The 17564-nt window shown below is 68.9% G+C and carries 18 protein-coding genes and 1 pseudogene; 10 read left to right on the top strand and 9 right to left on the bottom strand.

Going from position 1 to position 17564, the window contains the following annotated elements; all coding sequences use genetic code 11:
- Window positions 1-101 precede the first annotated feature (101 nt).
- On the bottom strand, window positions 102-323 hold the full coding sequence (locus tag OXG55_06295; GenBank protein ID MCY4102856.1) for a hypothetical protein: 222 nt from the start codon (window positions 321-323) through the stop codon (window positions 102-104).
- A 62-nt stretch (window positions 324-385) separates the two neighbouring features.
- Here OXG55_06295 and OXG55_06300 point away from each other — a divergent pair, with 62 nt between their 5' ends.
- From OXG55_06300 to OXG55_06325, 6 genes are all read left to right on the top strand, one after another.
- Window positions 386-1615: a cytochrome P450 gene (locus OXG55_06300; protein ID MCY4102857.1), complete on the top strand. Its 1230-nt coding sequence runs from the start codon at window positions 386-388 to the stop codon at window positions 1613-1615.
- A 135-nt stretch (window positions 1616-1750) separates the two neighbouring features.
- Window positions 1751-2362, top strand: coding sequence for a hypothetical protein (locus OXG55_06305; GenBank protein MCY4102858.1), 612 nt, complete (start codon window positions 1751-1753; stop codon window positions 2360-2362).
- Window positions 2355-3134 carry a nucleotidyl transferase AbiEii/AbiGii toxin family protein gene (locus tag OXG55_06310; protein ID MCY4102859.1) on the top strand — a complete coding sequence of 260 codons (780 nt, stop codon included), beginning with the start codon at window positions 2355-2357 and terminating at the stop codon, window positions 3132-3134. The genes OXG55_06305 and OXG55_06310 overlap by 8 nt, the downstream gene beginning before the upstream one ends.
- A gap of 423 nt (window positions 3135-3557) precedes the next feature.
- Window positions 3558-4847 (top strand): DNA methyltransferase, encoded by a 1290-nt coding sequence (locus OXG55_06315; protein MCY4102860.1) that lies wholly within the window; start codon window positions 3558-3560, stop codon window positions 4845-4847.
- A 36-nt stretch (window positions 4848-4883) separates the two neighbouring features.
- A complete protein-coding gene (locus OXG55_06320) occupies window positions 4884-5513 on the top strand; it encodes an endonuclease (protein MCY4102861.1) in 630 nt (209 codons plus the stop codon).
- A gap of 440 nt (window positions 5514-5953) precedes the next feature.
- Window positions 5954-7144 (top strand): ATP-binding protein, encoded by a 1191-nt coding sequence (locus OXG55_06325; GenBank protein MCY4102862.1) that lies wholly within the window; start codon window positions 5954-5956, stop codon window positions 7142-7144.
- Window positions 7145-7177: 33 nt separating this feature from the next.
- On the opposite strand, the gene OXG55_06330 is transcribed toward OXG55_06325, so the two are convergent.
- The 5 genes and pseudogenes from OXG55_06330 to purH form a co-directional block, all read right to left on the bottom strand.
- The gene (locus OXG55_06330; GenBank protein ID MCY4102863.1) at window positions 7178-7465 is read right to left on the bottom strand and encodes a HigA family addiction module antitoxin; all 288 of its coding nucleotides are present in this window, start codon (window positions 7463-7465) and stop codon (window positions 7178-7180) included.
- Between the two features lie 11 nt (window positions 7466-7476).
- Window positions 7477-7707, bottom strand: a pseudogene (locus OXG55_06335) (type II toxin-antitoxin system RelE/ParE family toxin).
- A 94-nt stretch (window positions 7708-7801) separates the two neighbouring features.
- A complete protein-coding gene (locus OXG55_06340; GenBank protein MCY4102864.1) occupies window positions 7802-8788 on the bottom strand; it encodes a cache domain-containing protein in 987 nt (328 codons plus the stop codon).
- A gap of 140 nt (window positions 8789-8928) precedes the next feature.
- Window positions 8929-9306 carry a DUF2237 domain-containing protein gene (locus tag OXG55_06345; GenBank protein MCY4102865.1) on the bottom strand — a complete coding sequence of 126 codons (378 nt, stop codon included), beginning with the start codon at window positions 9304-9306 and terminating at the stop codon, window positions 8929-8931.
- Between the two features lie 115 nt (window positions 9307-9421).
- On the bottom strand, window positions 9422-10966 hold the full coding sequence (gene purH, locus OXG55_06350) for a bifunctional phosphoribosylaminoimidazolecarboxamide formyltransferase/IMP cyclohydrolase (protein MCY4102866.1): 1545 nt from the start codon (window positions 10964-10966) through the stop codon (window positions 9422-9424).
- A gap of 95 nt (window positions 10967-11061) precedes the next feature.
- On the opposite strand from purH, the gene OXG55_06355 reads away from it, so the two are divergent.
- The 3 genes from OXG55_06355 (at window position 11062) to OXG55_06365 (ending at window position 13781) form a co-directional block, all read left to right on the top strand.
- Window positions 11062-11841, top strand: a complete 780-nt coding sequence (locus OXG55_06355) for an amino acid ABC transporter ATP-binding protein (protein MCY4102867.1) — start codon at window positions 11062-11064, stop codon at window positions 11839-11841.
- On the top strand, window positions 11841-12653 hold the full coding sequence (locus tag OXG55_06360) for an amino acid ABC transporter permease (GenBank protein ID MCY4102868.1): 813 nt from the start codon (window positions 11841-11843) through the stop codon (window positions 12651-12653). The genes OXG55_06355 and OXG55_06360 overlap by 1 nt, the downstream gene beginning before the upstream one ends.
- A gap of 141 nt (window positions 12654-12794) precedes the next feature.
- Window positions 12795-13781, top strand: coding sequence for a transporter substrate-binding domain-containing protein (locus tag OXG55_06365; protein MCY4102869.1), 987 nt, complete (start codon window positions 12795-12797; stop codon window positions 13779-13781).
- 247 nt (window positions 13782-14028) lie between these two features.
- On the opposite strand, the gene sucD is transcribed toward OXG55_06365, so the two are convergent.
- Together sucD and sucC are read right to left on the bottom strand one after the other, a co-directional pair.
- Window positions 14029-14913 carry a succinate--CoA ligase subunit alpha gene (gene sucD / locus OXG55_06370; GenBank protein MCY4102870.1) on the bottom strand — a complete coding sequence of 295 codons (885 nt, stop codon included), beginning with the start codon at window positions 14911-14913 and terminating at the stop codon, window positions 14029-14031.
- Complete coding sequence (sucC, locus tag OXG55_06375) at window positions 14910-16142, bottom strand: ADP-forming succinate--CoA ligase subunit beta (GenBank protein ID MCY4102871.1); 1233 nt, start codon at window positions 16140-16142, stop codon at window positions 14910-14912. Before sucC ends, sucD begins: the two co-directional genes overlap by 4 nt.
- A 134-nt stretch (window positions 16143-16276) precedes the next feature.
- Here sucC and OXG55_06380 point away from each other — a divergent pair, with 134 nt between their 5' ends.
- A complete protein-coding gene (locus OXG55_06380; GenBank protein MCY4102872.1) occupies window positions 16277-16957 on the top strand; it encodes a metal-dependent transcriptional regulator in 681 nt (226 codons plus the stop codon).
- 109 nt (window positions 16958-17066) lie between these two features.
- On the opposite strand, the gene OXG55_06385 is transcribed toward OXG55_06380, so the two are convergent.
- Window positions 17067-17564 (bottom strand): ABC transporter permease subunit (locus tag OXG55_06385; GenBank protein ID MCY4102873.1); only part of this gene is annotated, 498 nt, incomplete at its 5' end.

Here is a 17564-nt window from a genome sequence, read left to right on the forward strand (position 1 = left end):
GTTGCCGGAACTCCAGCACATCGTCGGAGGTGACAACGATCGCCGGTCGGACGAATCTCGGCTCGCCCCGCGCCGGTGTCCCGAAGTCGCAGCGGACGACGTCACCCGCTCGCATCGGCGATGTCGCTCGCGGACACATCCAGCACGGCCTCGTCGGCGGCGTCGAGTGGGGCGCTCGCGAGCTGAGCCCCGATGATCCGCCGACGTTCCCGCCGGATCAGCTTCTCGAGTTGCGCATCGAACGTGAGCCCCTCGCGATCGGCGAGCTGGCGCAGCGCATCCCGGGTCCGGATCGAGACCTTGATGGTAGTCGATTCAGGCATACCGTAGAGTATACCGCCAGGAACCGGACGAACGCCTCTCGGATGTCACCTACAGTGGGATGATGAGCGTCGTGTCGGACCTGGTAGACGAGCTGGACTTCTACGATCCTGTGTTCATCGACGATCCCTACCCGACTCTGGGGCGGCTGCGGGAGGCGACGCCGATCTTCCACAGCCCCCGGACGGGTCAGTGGATGCTCACCCGGTTCGACGACGTCTACGAGACGCTGCGGGACCGACGGCTGGGCCGCGTCTACGACCACATGTACAGCCACGAGGAACTGGGACAGCCCGGGCCGGACCCACGCTGGGCCTCGTTCAACCAGCACGAGAAGTGGTCGCTGCTGAGCCTCGAGCCTCCCGACCACACCCGCATCCGGCGGCTCGTCTCGAAGGTGTTCACTCCGCGCTCGGTGACCGTTCTCGGGCCGCGCATCGGCGAGCTGTCCCGTGAGCTGGTGGAACAGTGCCGGGAGATGGGGACCTTCGACCTGCTGAGCGACTACGCCCAACTCTTCTCGGTGGCCGTCGTCGGCGAGGTTCTGGGCGTCCCCCGCCGTGACACTCACCTCCTGCTGGACTGGTCCCACGCCATCGTCAAGATGTACGAGTTCACGGTCCCCGAGGAACTGAAGGTTCGGGCCGAGACGGCCGCCGGTGAGTTCATCGACTACACGAAGGCGCTGATCGAGGACAAGCGCCGCTCACCCGACGGCACGCTGGTCTCGAAGCTGGTGGAGACCTCCGACGCCGGCGACCGGCTCAGCAACGACGAGATCGTCTCGACAACGATGGTCCTGCTCGAAGCGGGCCACGAGGCCACCGTCAACACCCTCGGCAACGGGACGCGCGCCCTCCTGCAGAACCCCGATGAGTGGCGCCGGATGGTCAGCGGTGAGGTGGACGCGGCCACGGCGACCGAGGAGTTGCTGCGCTACGACTCCCCGCTGCAGTTCTTCAACCGCTGGGTGCTGGAGCCCGGCGTCGAGATCGCAGGCCGGCCGATGGCCGTCGGCGACGACGTGGTCATGCTCTTCGGGTCGGCCCAGCGCGATCCCCGCCGGTTCGACTCCCCCGACCGCCTCGACGTGGGCCGGGGCGATCCCACCCACATCGGTTTCGGCGGGGGCACCCACTTCTGCGTCGGAGCGCCGCTGGCACGCGCCGAGTTGGCCGTCGCCTTCGCAGACCTCGTCCGGCACTTCCCCGACATGGAACTGGCCGAAGAACCGACCCGCCACCAAGCGTTCGCCATCCGCGGCCTCACCGAACTCCGCCTCAGCGTCAACTAGCCAAGACGCACCGCACCGCCCGAACCTGGATTCCGTCATAGCTGTATCGATTTGAGAGGTTTGCCGGCGCTTCGGGAATTAGCGGGGAGTGACTCCGGCGAGGGCCGGCCCGCGGCAGCCTCGTAGGCTGGGGCGATGGCAGTTGTTGCGCCTGCTGGGGCACCGACTCGGCCTGACGCTGAGCGGGCCGCCGATCCGACGGTGGCGTGGCCGCCGGCGTGGCGCTCGGTGATTGGCGTGTTGCGTTCCCGGCCCCGCGGGACCACGTCCCGCCAGGTGGCCGCCCTGTCTGGCCTGCCGGAGCCGCAGAGCCGCCAGGCGCTAGACGCCTTGGAGGCCCGCGGGTTCGCTCGCTGCGCGCCCGAGAAGGTCCTGTGGGGCTGCGGACTCGTCGAGGTGCGCCTGTGGCGCCTCGACCTCAGCGAGGCGTGCGTGCAGGCGTTGGCGTTTCTGCCGCGCCGCCCCGCGCCGCCCCTCGGGCCCTGCCCGCCCGGTGTGCCCGCGGAGTTCTGGGCGATGTTCTGGTCCGGCTCCCGCGGCAGCGACGCTCGCCTCCCCCGAGACGCCTTCCATGTGGCATGCACGCTGTTGGACTGCCCCGACCGCGCTGCCCAGGCTTGGGCGCTGCAGCACCTACCCATCGAGACCCTCGAGGAATGCCGAGCGATGCGCGGCTTCGACAGTGGCCAGGTCGCCGCGGCGCTTGACGCCGCGCTGGCCGAACGTCGCTCCGTCGCCTGTGGCTGAGATCGACGGCTGGGCGGACTGCCTGCCGTTGAACCTGCGAGCGGTGTGGCCGGTGCTCGCGTCCGCGGTTGCCGAAGTAGACGGCGCCCTGTACGGCGGCACGGCCCTCGCGATTCACCTCCGCCACCGCCAGTCGTTCGATCTGGACTACCTCGTCGCCGGCCCGTTCGACCCGGCGATCGTCGCAGAGCGCCTCACCGCGGGCACCGAGTGCCGCGCGCTCGGCCAAGACCCCGACGCTCTGCGAGTCGTCGCCAACGGCGTGACCGTGGAGGTGTTCCGCCCCCCGCCGCGGGGCTACAACCCCGGCGTTGAGCGGACCCTGGCACCGCCGGCGGTGATCGACGGCCTCCCCGTGGCGTCGCTGCCTGACCTGCTGGCCTCGAAGCTGGACCTGCTGCTGTACCGCCAGATGCTCCGCGACTACATCGACTTGGCCGCCATCGAAGCCGAGAGCCCCTACAGCCTGGAGGACGGCCTGCTATTCCACGAGGCCCGCTACGGCGCCACCCCCGCGAGCTTCGAGTTGTCCCGGATCATCGACCTGCTCGAAGATCCCGGCACCCTCCCCGCCGACGGCGTCTTCGAGACGAACCGAGCCGCCACACTCGACTACCTCCGCTCCCGGGCCCCCGCCCTGCGCCGCCACCTGCACCATCAGGTCCTCGCCGGCGACGCCGACGCCGGCCACCAGCCCCAGGACCGCCCCGACACAGCTGGCCGGACCATCCGCCAGACCCGCTCCGACCCCGGCGCCGCCCGCCCTAGATGATTGGTTCCAAGGGGAGGGGTCCGCGTTCGAGAGGTTGAGGGTGTCCAAGACTGGGGGGCAGAACAGCCCCAGACCCTGGGGGCCTGGCATGAACCACGACTTGGGCACCCTCGTGACCACACAATCTGTGACGGTTGATGATCTGTTGTTGGCGCACCCCCAGTGGGCGCCTGAGCTGCCAGCGGTGGGGATCGCGCCAGGAGGGCTCCCGTTGGACCCACCTTCGCTCCCTCAGTGTCACAGTGGGTCTCTACGGTCTCGTGTCGTCCCGCACGGCAGGAGGCTCAGATGGAAGAAGCAGATCGGTCGGCCCGTCCGATTCCGAGCCCCGGCGAGCCGTTCCTGATGTCCCTTCCGGGGAGCGAGTCGTGGTCTACGGTGGCCGACATGCCTCGGTCGCCGCGTCCACAGACAAACGGGGCGATGAACACGCTGCTCGCGGGGGATGCCCCCGCCCACGATTGGTATCGCTTCGTGCTGTCCTTTCCTCCCCATCTCGTTCGTGACTACGTGTCGAGGTTCGGACTCGGAACCGACAGTACGCTGCTCGATCCGTTCTGCGGGACGGGCACGACCCTCGTTGAGGCGAAGAAACTCGGCGTGCCCAGCGTCGGCCTCGAAGCGGTGCCGGTGTCGCGGCTGGCAGCCTCTACCAAGGTTGACTGGGCTCCCGTACCCGACGAGTTGCTGCAACACGCGGAACTCGTCGCGGAGAAGGCTCTGGCTCGCCTGGCCGCCGACGGTATATCCGACGAACCGACCGACTCGGCCCCGCCAGGTGTCAGGCTTCGCTCGCTGCCTTCGCCGAGTGCCAAGCTGCTGCTCAAGGACTCCATCAGCGTCCTGCCCCTGCACAAGGTGCTCGTCTTGCGTGATGCGCTAGAGGGTGAGCACGACCCCAGGTTCACGGACCACGAGCGATTGGCGCTGGCTCGGATCCTCCCCACCGAGGTGGGCAACCTCCGGTTCGGCCCGGAGGTGGGTGTGGGAACGGTCAAGCGCGATGCGGCGGTCGTGTCCGCGTGGCTGGCACGGGTGCGCGCGATGTGCGCGGACCTGCACCGACTTCGACCCCTGGATTCGACGGCGGCAGTGGCTCTGGCCGGCGATGCCCGTGCCGTCGGCCAGCAACTCAAGCCCGACAGCGTCGACGCGGTCATCACCTCGCCGCCGTATCCGAACGAGAAGGACTATTCGCGCACGGTCCGCCTCGAGTCGGTCCTCCTCGGCTACCTGAACGATCGTGCGGACCTCCAGTCGATGAAGCGCGGCCTCGTGCGGTCCAACACGCGGGGCGTCTATCGCAACGACGAGGACGACGCCTGGATCCGCGACGACACCGAGGTTGAGCGGATCGCCGCGGCCATCGAAACGCGCCGCCTCGACCTCGGCAAGGATTCGGGTTTCGAGCGCATGTACCACCGCGTCACCAGGCTCTACTTCGGCGGGATGGCGCGGCACCTGGAGTCGCTGCGCCGCGTGCTCAAGCCGGGTGCCCCTCTGGCATACGTCGTAGGCGACCAGGCCTCCTATCTGAGGGTGATGATCCGCACCGGGCAGATCCTTGCCGGAATCGCCGAACGCGCCGGATACGAAGTGGAATCGATCGACCTGTTCCGCACGCGCCATGCCACAGCGACACGCGACCAGCTCCGCGAGGAAGTGCTGGTTCTACGCCGGCCCGCTAGCGAACGCGTAGCCGCCGCGCGATGAGCCGGTAGCGGTACCCGACCGTCGGTCCGGCCTCAGATGTCCCCCAAGGCAGCGAGCATCGCTCAGCAGATAATTGAGAAGATCTTCCTTCAGCGGTTCAGCCCCGACTCCCACGAGGTTTCGTTCACGCGGGACGATCTTGTCGCCACGGCGAAGGCTCTCGGAGTGCCCCGCCCGAAGAACCTCGGAGACATTGTCTACTCGCTTCGCTACCGGGTGCCGCTCCCAGAGGAAGTCCGACGCCAAGCGCCCTCGGGACGGGAATGGGCGATATTCCCCGGTGGCAACGCCGTCTACTCGCTGCGTACCGTTCCGTTCAACCTCATCGAACCCCGCCAAGGCCTGCGAGCAACACGGCTGCCGAATTCCACGCCCGGCGTGATATCGAGGTACGCGCTCACCGATGAACAGGCTCTACTCGCCCGGGTTCGCTACAACCGGCTGCTCGACATTTTCACCGGACTCGCCTGCTATCACCTGCAGAGCCATCTCCGCACGAGCGTAACGATCGCGAACTCCATCGACGGGACCCCCAGCAGCTCCCAGGTCGAAACCGACGACCTCTACGTCGGCCTCGACAAACACGGCGCCCACCACATCCTGCCGGTACAAGCAAAGGGAGGATCGGACGCGCTCAGCGTGATCCAGATCTGGCAGGACTTCTGAGTCGCCGAGCAGAAGTTCGCCGACCTGATCGCCCGCCCGATCGCAGCACAGTTCATGGGCGACGACGTGATCGCTCTGTTCGAATTTCGAAGAAGGCAACGATGAGATCACCATTCTCCACGAACACCACTACCACCTCGTTCCATCCGAAGAACTCGAGCCCGACGAACTCGCCGCCTACCGGCGCGCAGCACAACACGGACCCCACTGAGCCTGGATCCACTGATCGTCTTGGGGGTGTGGAAGTCCAGCGAAATGCCCTCCTGAACTGGGATAACGGCCGTAGTTGACAGCGGCTGTCGGCCTGGTGTGACGAGCTGCTCACCAACTGGATCCGGCAAACTTATATCGATTTGAGAGGCTTATATCGATTTCTCGTATAAACAGCTCAGATCGCTATAAGCTCTCCCGGACCGGCAGGCTGTCCCGGAGGTCATCCCATCGATCCGGTCGCGAATCCTTACAGTCCGGGCGCGGGCAAGCGCCCGCCGGCTCTCGCCGGGCGCGACGACGAGATCGCCGCGTTCGATGTGGCTGTTCGGCGGCTGGCGGTGGGGCGCTCCGACAGGAGCCAGGTGCTGACGGGCCTGCGCGGCGTGGGCAAGACCGTTCTCCTGCGCGAGTTCCGGGACATCGCCGCTGGGCACGGCTGGTCCTGCCAGCACGTCGAGATAGGTGAGGGCGACAACTTCGTGGCGCAGATCGCCGCGGCGGCCCGGGGCGCGCTGCTGGATCTGAGCCCGGGCCGGCGCCTCGTGCAGGCGGCGTCGAGAGTCCTCGGGGTGCTGAAGTCGTTCCAGCTGTCCTGGGACGTCCCGGCCGCGAGGACGCTCACTCTCACGGTCGACCCCGTCAGCGGCCTGGCGGATTCGGGCATCCTGCAACGCGACCTGACCGACCTCCTGCGAACGGTCGCCGAGCACGCCGCAGAGCGGGACAAGGGAGTCGTCCTGACCATCGACGAGATCCAGAACCTGCCGAAGGAGCATCTGCGCTCGCTGGTGATGGCGCTTCACGAGATCAGCCAGGCAGACCTGCCGCTGCTCGTCGCCGGAGCGGGGCTTCCGTCGATCCTCGGGCTGCTCGGCGAGGCTCGGACCTACGCCGAACGACTCTTCGGATTCGTCGAGATCAACAGGCTCGACGAGGAGGCGGCCGTCCGAGCCTTGGCCGAGCCCGCCGCCGCCGAGGGCGTCACATGGGACGACGCAGCGCTCGAGGAGGCCCTGCGGCGCACAGCCGGCTACCCCTACTTCCTGCAGGAGTTCGGTCGGCAGGTCTGGCGCACGGCCGAGGGCCCCGACCGGATCACACGCACGGACGTGCTGGACGCCGCTCCGGTCGCGGTCGCCGAACTCGACGCCGGATTCTTCCGGGTCCGGATGGATCGCACCACCGACGCCCAGCGGGCCTACCTGTCCGCCATGGCGGCGATGGGCCCCGGCCCGCACCGCTCAGGCGACATCGCCAGAGCGCTGGGGCGCAAGACGACCCAGCTCGCGCCGGTGCGCCAAGCCCTCATCGCCCGCGGCCTCTGCTACTCCCCCCGCCACGATGTGCTCGCCTTCACCGTGCCGACCTTCGACGAGTTCATTCGCCGCCACATCTACCGGCCGGGAGCACCCTCGTGAGCCGCCGATGACGCGCAGATGCTCGAGGAGCGGTCAGGCGACCTCGACAAGGGGTTCGATGGCGCTCACGTCGGTCCTGGCGCGGGCTACGTCCAAGTCGTACATCCGCTGCAGGTTCAGCCAGAACTCCGGGGTCATGCCGAGAGCTCGGCCGATCCGCAGCGCCGTGTCCGCCGTGACGGACCTCCGACAGTGGACGATGTCGTGGATTCGCACCTGGGGAACCCCCACCGTCTTGGCCAAGCGGTACTGGGTGATCCCCAACTCCTCCATAATCTCCGCGAGGTGTTCTCCTGGATGTATCGGTTCGGCGGCGGTCATGATCGTCCTCCTCAGTGGTAATCGGTGACCTCGATCTCCATAGCACCCTGGTCGGTCCAAACGAAGCAGACACGCCACTGGTCGTTGATGCGGATGCTGTACTGGCCCTTGCGGTCTCCCCGCAGGGCTTCGAGTCGGTGAGACGGCGGTACCCTAAGGTCGGCGACGGCCGCAGCCGCCACCACCCGCTGCAATCTCACCCGCGCTCGCCGCTGGATGTCGGACGGCAAGCGCCGAACCCTCCTTGAAGCGCCTCACCGACGGCGATAGTAACGCATCGAGTTACTAACGTCAACGGTAACGCGTCTGAGCACATGCATGCCGAGACCGGGGCCGTCAGCCTGTGGCGGAGTCCTCGGTGGGGCCGGTCTCGTCGGCCGTGTCGTCGGCCATTTCGCCGTCGCTCGTCTCGTCGGTGTCCGCGGCGGCTGCTTCGGGTACCTGATACCAGCCTGAGCCGAACAGCAGGTCGTCGTAGCGGATCACCCATGAGTGCTTCTGGCGGTCCATTCCGTCGCTGGGGTCGGTGAAGTAGTAGTCCACCCACCGGCCGCCGGTACCCGCGGCGAGGATCTCCGGGCCGAACAGCTTGCCGTTGACGTCGGTGTAGCCGGACAGGTCGGTTCCGACTGTGTCAGGGTTGCCGGCGTTGGACAGGATGGTGCCGTCGGGATGGTCGATGAAGACGTACCACTGGCCGTCGACGGTGTCGGGGCTGTTGTAGTACTCGATCACAGCCTCGCGACCGTCGGCCTCGTAGCGCTCGATGGCCTCGATCACGAGGTGCTGGGTGTAGGCCGCCACGTCGCTCTTCGCCGGAACCTCGCCTGAGGGGTGCCAGCCGGAACCGAAGATGAGGTCGTCGTGACGCACCGCCCAGGTGTGCTTCAGCGTGTCCTCGCCTGTCTCCGGGTGCGTGAAGTAGTAGTCGACCCAACGCCCCTCGGCGGTCGCGGCGATGATCTCCTGGCCGTAGTTCTTGCCGGTGACGTCGGTGGCGTTCGAGCGGTCGGTCCCGACGATGTCGGGCCGGTTGGCGTTGGCGAGTGAGATGCCGTCGCTGTCGGCCACGAACACGTACCACTCGCCGTCCAGTGCCGCCGGCGAGTTGAGATGCTCCAGCGTGGCCGCCCGACCCTCGGCGTCGTAGCGCTCGATGGCCTCGGCCACCAGGTAGCGGGCGTAGGCCCGCCCGGCGGCCTGCGGCGGCGCCTCCGCAGCGGCCTCGGCGGACCCCTCGTCCTGGGCGGCGACCCCCACGGCGGTCGCCGCGACGGCGGTGGCCATGGCCAGGATGATCGGCAGAAGGCGGGTGAACTTCACGCTGCTCTCCTCGTTAGGGATGTGGACTCGGCGGGAAAGTCCGCTCCGATGGCGACGCTCTCCCGGGCGGAGGGTCAGGGTACAGCCGCCTCGAACTCTGAGGACCGCGGTAGGCCGGATCGGGCTACGGGCCCGCGCCCTCAGGCGCTGTCGGCGGTCGGCTCGTAGCGGTGCGCCTCGAGTTCGCTGCGGCTGACCCACTCGAGGGTTCGGGCGTGGGTGGCCTCGAGGATGACCGGCGGTGCTTTGCCGGCTTCGAGCGCCTCGGCCCAGCGGGAGGCGCACAGGCACCAGCGGTCACCCGGACCGAGCCCCTCGAAGCCGAACTCGGGACGGGACGTGGACAGGTCGTTGCCCACCGAGGCGGAGAACTCCAGGAACTCCTCGGTCAGCACCGCGCACACCGTGTGCACGCCGAAGTCGCCGGCGTCGGTGTTGCAACACCCGTCGCGGAACCATCCGGTCAACGGGTCGTAGGAACAGGGTTCCAGTTCTTCGCCGAGCACGCTCTCCGCCACAAGTCCAGTCTGCCAGCCTTCGCCGGTGCTCGCTTCGCCGCCGACTCCTCCCCACGCGACGGCCGGTCGGGCCAGCCCGGTTGCGAGACGGTTGGGGGTGTCAGGCGCGACGGTGTCAGTGCCGGAAGGCGCGTTGGCCGGTGAAGACCATGGCGAGGCCCGCGCGGTTGGCGGCCTCGATGACCTCGGCGTCGCGGCGCGACCCGCCGGGCTGGACGACCGCGGTGCAGCCGGCCTCCAGCGCCCCGTCGAGGCCGTCGGCGAACGGGAGGAAGGCGTCGCTGGCGTAGGCGCCGCCGCGACCGCGGTCGCCCGCCTTGGCGGCGGCGATGCGTCCGGCGTCGCGCCGGTTCTGCTGGCCGGCGCCGATCCCGATGGCGCAGCGGTCCTTCGCCACGACGATGGCGTTGGAACTCACCGCCGCCGCGACCCGCCAGGCGAAGACGAGGTCGACCCACTGGCCGTCGCCGGGCGCCCGGTCGGTCACCACCTCCCAGTCCGGTCGGGCGTCATCACCGCCGGCATGGTCAGCCGGTGCGGTCTGCACCAGCAGCGAGTCGCCCAGCGAGCGCAGGTGCAGCTCGGGGGACTCGGGTGCGACGGCCTGCAGGATGCGGAGGTTGCGCTTGGCCCGCAGCCGCTCGAGGGCGTCGGGATCGTAGCCGGGGGCCACGACCACCTCGGTGAACACCTCCGCCAGCGAGGCGGCCGCCTCCTCGCTGACCGGCCGGTTGAGCGCCACGACGCCGCCGAAGGCCGAGGTGGGGTCGCAGGCGTGCACCCGGCGGCAGGCCTCGGCAATGTCGTCGTGCGCGGCGGCCCCGCAGGGGTTGGCGTGCTTGACGACCACCGCAGCAGGGTCGGAGCCGAGGGCGTGCACGAGGCGCCAGGCGGCGTCGCTGTCGTAGACGTTGAGGTACGACATCTGCTTGCCGCCGAGTTGGGAGGCGCTGTCCCACCAACTCACGGTGTCGCCGACGCGGTAGCGAGCCGCCACCTGTTCCGGGTTCTCGCCGTAGCGCAGCACCTCGGCCCGCCGCAGCCGGAGAGACAGCGACGCCGGCAGTGCCTCCGGAGCCGGCCCTGTGCCATCCGCGGCGCCCGGCTCGGGAGCACCGGCGTCCAGCCACGCGACCACGGCCGCGTCGTACCGCGAGCAGTGGGCGAACGCCTTACGCGCCAGGTGACGCCGCAGCGACTCGCTGAGCGAACCCGACCCCTGCATCTCCTCGCCGACGGCGTCGTAGTCGGCAGGGTCCACCACGACACCGACGTGGGCATGGTTCTTGGCGGCGGCGCGCAGCATGGCAACCCCGCCTATGTCGATCATCTCGACCGACGGCGCGGAACCGAACGGGTACAGGTTGCAGACCACCAGGTCGATGGGCGCGGAGCCCGCCGCAGCCAGGTCGGCCATGTGCTCGGGCTTGGAACGGTCGGCCAGGATCCCGCCGTGCACCACCGGGTGCAGCGTCTTCACCCGCCCGTCCAGCATCTCCGGCGCACCGGTCAGCTCGGCGACCTCGGTCACCGCCACACCGCCGTCCCGCAGCACCCCGGCCGTCCCCCCGCTGGAGATGATCTCCCAACCCAGCGCCACCAGCCGCCGCGCCAGATCCACCACCCCCGAACGGTCCGAGACAGAGATCAGCGCCCGCACCCCCCCATTATCGGCCGCCCGCCGCCGGATGTTGGCGTATCGTTGGGCCTTCGAGTGAGGGATGTGCTGATGGGCCGACCCATACTTCTGGACGCATGAACGAGACGCCGACCAACGGCTCGGACCCGCAGCCCGTCGTCCGGCTGCGGGACATCCACAAGTCGTTCGGATCCAACCACGTCCTCAAGGGCATCGACCTCACCGTCCACAAGGGCGAGCACGTCGTGATCTTCGGCCCCTCGGGGTCGGGCAAGTCCACCCTGCTCCGCACGATCAACCTGCTGGAGACCCCCGACTCGGGCTCGGTCTGGTTCGAGGACCAGGAGTACGGCCCCGGCCTCGACGGCGAGGATCTTCCCAAGGGCAAGGCCCGGCTGCTGCGCCAGCAGATCGGCATGGTCTTCCAGCAGTTCAACCTGTTCCCGCACGTCACCGCCCTGGACAACGTTTCTCTGGCCCTCCGCAGGGTGAAGCGGATGCCCCGACCCGACGCCGAGATGCGCGCCGCCGCCTACCTGGACAGGGTGGGACTGCTGGACAAGCTCGGCGCCTACCCCACTCAGCTCTCGGGCGGCCAGCAGCAGCGGGTCGCGATCGCCCGGTCCCTGGTGATGGAACCGAAGGTGATGCTGTTCGACGAGCCCACCTCGGCACTGGACCCCGAGTTGGTGGGCGAGGTGCTCGCGGTGATGCGCAGCCTGGCCGAGTCGGGGATGACCATGGTGGTGGTCACCCACGAGATGGGCTTCGGCGAGGAGGTCGGCGACCTGAACATCTTCATGGATGAAGGCGTCGTGGTGGAACAGGGCGGCCGTGAGCTCTACAAACACGCCCAGGAGCCGCGCACCCAGGCATTCCTGAAGTCGATCCTGTGATGTTCGAACCGGCGATAGACATCCTCGCCCAGGCCAGGTTCCGCCCGGAGTTCATCTGGGACAACCGTCAAATCTTCATCGACGGCGTGTGGCTGACGATCCGCATCGCCCTGGTGGCCTTCGCACTGGCCACCGCACTGGGCTTGGCGGTGGCACTGCTGCGCCTGTCCAAGTCATGGATCATCAGCCCGATCATGGCGACCTACGTGAACGTCTTCCGGGCGATCCCCCTGCTGGTTTTCGTGCTGTTCGTGTACTACGGCGTCGCCATCCACTTCGGGTTCTCGATCACCGCCATCCAGGCAGGCGTCCTGGCGCTGACATTGCAGTACTCGTGCTGGCTGGGAGAGATCTTCCGCAGCGGGATCCAGGCCGTGGCGCACGGGCAACGGCAGGCCGCCATGTCGGTGGGCATGAGCCGTCCCCAGACGTTCTTCCGCGTGGTGATGCCCCAGGCCACCCGCATCGTGGTCCCGCCGACCAGCAACATGTTCATCGGCATGATCAAGGACTCCTCGCTGGTCTACATCATCGGCGTGCCCGAGTTGCTGCGGGTCAGCAATCTGCTGGCCAACCGCACCTTCCGCTACTTCGAGGTGTACCTGGGCACGGTGATCGTCTACCTCATCCTGACCACTGCGGCGTACTTCCTCTTCAAGTACATCGAGCAGCGGTTCCAGCTCGTCGACGTGCTCACATCGAAGGTGCGCTCGCCGTTCGCCCGTGCCCGGAGCCGGCGACTCCGGGCCCTGCAGGAAGCGGTGGCCGAGAGTCGGGGCGTCGATTCGGCGTTGAGGTTGGCCGATTCATAGAGCCACTCAGTAGCCTGTTCACCGATTGATCGGTAGAAGCTCCTAGCGAGTCTTCGCGACTGCCTCACTCAGGGGTTGATGCGCGGGCACTTGTGCTAGACGCCGGTCGCTGAAGCAAAACCCCTGAGGGAGGAGAAGTACATGAGGAGACTCATGAAGTTCATAGTTCCGCTGGTGGCGGTGGCGCTGCTGGCGGCGGCTTGCGGGGACGGCGACGACGACGCGGCACCCGCACCGGCGCCCGCGCCCGAGGCGGCCCCCGCACCGGCACCCGCCGACGACGGAGCCGCGCCCGCGGCGCCCGCCGAGGACGCCGCCCCGGCGCCCGCACCCGCCGCGGAGGAGGACGAGGTCACGCTGAGCCAGGGCGAGTCCGGCTCGGCCGCCCAGGCCACAGTGAGCGGGAACCTGCTGGACGAGATCAAGGATCGTGGAACCCTCAGGGTCGGCATGGTCCTGCAGTTCGAGCCGCAGATGTACATCGACGAGAACGGCGAGCCCGCCGGCTACGACGTGGACCTGATGCACATGCTGGCCGAGGACCTCGGCGTGGAGCTCGAGATCAACGACCTCGAGTTCGAAGCGATGATCCCGGGCGTGCTCGCCCGCCAGTTCGACCTGGCGTCGGTTGGCCTCGTCGGCCGCCCGGCCCGCCTCGAGCAGCTCTGGTTCACGTGCCCGTACGTGCCCTACGGGCAGGTCGTGGTCGTGAACAACGACTCGGCGGTCAAGACCCGGTCGGATCTGAACAGCAGCGACGTCACGATGACCGCTCTCGCCGGCTCCACCGCGGCCAACCTGATCTCCAAAGAGTTCTCCGAGGCCAACCTTGTCGAACTCGACCAGGCACCGGCGTTCCTCGAGGTTGCCTCCGGGCGCGCCGACGCCATCGTGGTGGAGAATTACCTGGCACAGCCTTTCGTGGCCGAGAACCCGACCACCAGCATCCTGGACCCGACCGACCCGTTCCTGGCCGCGGAGTACGGCGCATTTGCCCTGCCGCGTGGCGAGGTCGTGTGGCTCGAGTACCTGAACGGCTGGCTGGGGTACTACATCGCGCGAGGCACCCTCGACGACCTCTACGAGAAGCACATCGACACGAGCCCGGGCATACCCGCCTGCACCTAGGCGAACAACCCTCTAGCACTAGCTAGCAAAACCTAAGAGTCCGGCGCCCCCGGGGGGCGCCGGACTCTCGCGTTAACGGACCGACAGGGCTGCTACCTGGATTCCGGCCTTCGCCGGAATGACGGAACGGCGAGGGAGGGGACGCCGGGGGGCGATTCGCGACGCCTGCGAAGACGACGGAGCGAACGACCACCGGCGGCCCCGACCGGACAGCCGCAGAACGCTGGCGGCCCCCGACCGGACGGAACTACAGGCCCGCGACCACCTCGGCCATGATCTCGCCGGCCTGGGTGGGGTTGCTGCCGACGCGGACGCCGGCGGCGCCGAGAGCCTCGACCTTGGCGGCAGCGGTGCCCTTGCGGCCGGAGACGATGGCGCCGGCGTGGCCCATCTTCTTGCCGGGCGGGGCGGTCATACCGGCGATGTAGGCCACGACCGGCTTGGAGAGGCGCTCGGCGATGAACTCCGCCGCCTCCTCCTCGGCCGATCCGCCGATCTCGCCGATCAGCATGACGGCCTCGGTCTCGGGGTCGTCCTCGAAGGCGGCCAGGCAGTCGATGAAGTTGGTGCCCGGCACCGGATCGCCGCCGATGCCGACGCAGGTGGTGCAGCCGATCCCCTTCTCCTTGAGCTCGTGAAGGGCCTGGTAGGTGAGGGTGCCGGAGCGGCTCACGATGCCCACGGGGCCGCCGGGGCGGGCGATGTGCCCGGCGGTGATGCCGATGTTGCAGTGGCCGGGGCTGATGACGCCGGGACAGTTGGGGCCCAGCAGCCGCACGTCGGGGTGGTGGCGCTGCAGGTGGGCGAAGGTCCGCGCCTCGTCGTGCATGGGCACGCCCTCGGTGATCACCACGATGAAGCGCACGCCGCCCTCAGCGGCCTCGAGCACGGCGCCGGGCACGCCGGGGGCGGGTACGAAGATGCACGAGGCGTCGGCGCCGGTCGCAGCCACCGCGTCGCCCACGTTGGCAAAGATGGGGATGCCGTCCACGTCACTGCCGGCCTTGCGGGGGTGCGTACCGGCCACGACCTGGGTGCCGTAGTCGCGGTTCAGCAGGCCGTAGTAGCGCCCCGCCGACCCGGTGAGGCCCTGGTAGACGACCCGGGTGTTCTCGTCCACGAAGATGCTCACGGCGCGGGCTCCTCGCAGCACGCCGGCTCCTCGCAGCAGGCCGGCTCAGCGGGCGACGCAGCCGCTGCCACTGAGTCGTCGGTCACGGCCGACGCGGCGGCCGTGACTGCCATGCGGGCGGCCTCCACCATGTTGGGGGCGAGGCGCAGCACCTCGGAGAGGTGGGGGCGCAGCATCTCGGTGCCCTCGGCGGCGTTGGTGCCGTCGAGACGCAGGATGATCGGCGAGGCGATGTCCACCCGGCCGAGCGCCTCGATGATGCCGCGGGCCACCTCCTCGCCCTTGGTGATGCCGCCGAAGATGTTGATGAAGATGGAACGCACAGCGGGGTCGCCGTCCACCACCTCCAGGGCTGCGGACATGACGTCGGCGTTGGCGCCGCCGCCGATGTCCAGGAAGTTGGCGGGCACCCCGCCGGCCTCGTCCACGATGTCCACGGTGGCCATGGCCAGCCCGGCGCCGTTGGCGATGACGCCCACGGTGCCGTCGAGGCCCACGTACTGCAGTCCCCTGGCGTGGGCCTCCTGCTCGCGCTCGTCGCGCTCGACGGTCTCGTCGTAGGCGGCGTAGCCGGGGTGGCGGAAGGTTGCGTTCCCGTCGAGGGTGACTTTGGCGTCCAGCACGTGCAGGCGCCCCTCGCCGGTGACGATGAGCGGGTTGACCTCGACGAGGTCGGCGTCGCCCTCCACGTAGGCCCGGTACAGCAGGCTCAGCAGCTCGACGGCCTGTTCGCCGACGGCGGGATTCAGCTTGGCGTCGGCCACCCACCGACGGCAGGCCCCGGCCGTCAGGCCCTCGGTGGGGTCGATGTGGATGCGGGCGATCGCCTCGGGGGCGGTGGCGGCCACCTCCTCGATGTCCACGCCGCCCCGCGCCGAGAGCATCCCGAGGTGCTTGCGGGCCGAGCGGTCGAGGGTGAAACCGGCGTAGTACTCCTCGGCGATGTCGGCGGCCTTCTCGATCCAGAGGCGCCGCACGACGTGGCCGCGGATGTCGAGCCCCAGGATCGCCTCGGCGTGGCGTCGCACCTCGCCCGCGTCGGCGCCCAGCTTGATGCCGCCGGCCTTGCCGCGGCCGCCCACGTGCACCTGCGCCTTCACGACGACCGGGTAGCCGATCCGGTCGGCGGCGGCGACCGCCTCGGTGGGGCTGAAGGCAACCTCACCGGGCGAGGTGGGCAACCCGAAGGAGGCGAAGAACTCCTTGCCCTGGTGTTCGAGAAGGTCCACGTGTTGCCCCTGCGCGCTACCGCCGCTGTCCAGCGGGCGAGCCTAGAGGAACAGGACCGAGGAACCTCCTGGACGTGGCTCGCCTGGGTTGGAGTCGCCGGAAAACCGCAGGCCGGGGCGACTAGACTGAGGTCGTGGCGACGTGGACCGCGCCCGAGTACCACCCGGCCTTCGAGGAGTACTGCGAGACGATTTTCGAGCTGGCCGAGGACGACTTGGACGTCATCCAGGCCCGGATCGCCGATCGCATGGGCATCTCCCGCCCGGCGGTGTCGGAGATGATCCGGCGGATGCAGGATCAGGGCCTCCTCGAGCCCGGCAGGCGCATCACGCTCACCGACGACGGCATGCAGTTGGCACGGCAGGTGGTGCGCCGCCACCGCCTGGCCGAACGCTTTCTGACCGACGTGCTGGGGCTGTCGTGGGCGGAGGCCCACGCCGAGGCCGGCAAGTGGGAGCACGTGCTCTCGCCCCGCGTGGAGGAAGCCATGAGCAAGCTCCTGGGAGGGCCCACCACCTGCCCGCACGGCAACCCGATCCCGGGCTCCGGCTACTCCCCACCGGAGAGCGTGGCGCTCAGCGAGGTGGAGGCCGGCGGCAGTTTCGTGGTGTCGCGCATCACCGAGGAGTTGGAGTTCGTGGACGGGGTGCTGGACTTCCTGGAGGACTCGTCGGTGTGTCCCGGCAACAGCGGGGTCGTGACGTCCAGTCCTCCCGAGGGTCCGACCACGGTCAGCATCGACGGCGAGTCGGTGGAGATCGACCACTACACCAGCGAGCGGCTGCTCGTCGTACCGGTTCCCGCCGGTGCCTGAGACCGGGCGGGCGCCGCCGGTGGCGAGTCCGTCTCTCGCCTGCGTAATCGATCCGGACTTCGCCCCCGGTGTCCCCCACCCTCGCTGGTTCGTCCTGGCCAGGGCGGGTTCAGGCGAGTTCGGAGCGTCTTAGCACCAGCAGCCAGGTCAGAACACCGGCGGCGGCCACCAGCACGAGCGACTCCACGCCGGCCTGTGCCAGGAAGAGCGATTCGGTGGAGTTCCAGATGTCGGCGGACAGCATCGGCAGGTTGGTGGGGCGCAGCAGCAGCGTCAGCGGCAGTTCCTTCATGACCGACAGGAACACCAGGCCCCCGGCGGCCAGCAGGCCCGGCGCCATGAGCGGCAACTCGACGGTGCGCAGGCGCCTCCAGCGCCGGGCGCCCAGCATGCGGGCGCTCTCGCTGAGACGCCGGGGCACGGCGCCGACGGCCACCCGCCCGGCACCGGCGGCCTGCGCCCCGAACAGCAGCACGTAGCCCGCCAGCAGCAGCGGCAGGGTCTGGTAGATGTGCTCGGCGAACGGCACCTGCAGCGCCCAGAAGACCAGCGCCAGGGCGACCACGACACCCGGCAGGGCGAATCCGGCGGTCACGACGACGTTGGT

The sequence above is a fragment of the bacterium genome (assembly GCA_026708055.1).
Classification (GTDB): Bacteria; Actinomycetota; Acidimicrobiia; order Acidimicrobiales; family CATQHL01; genus VXNF01.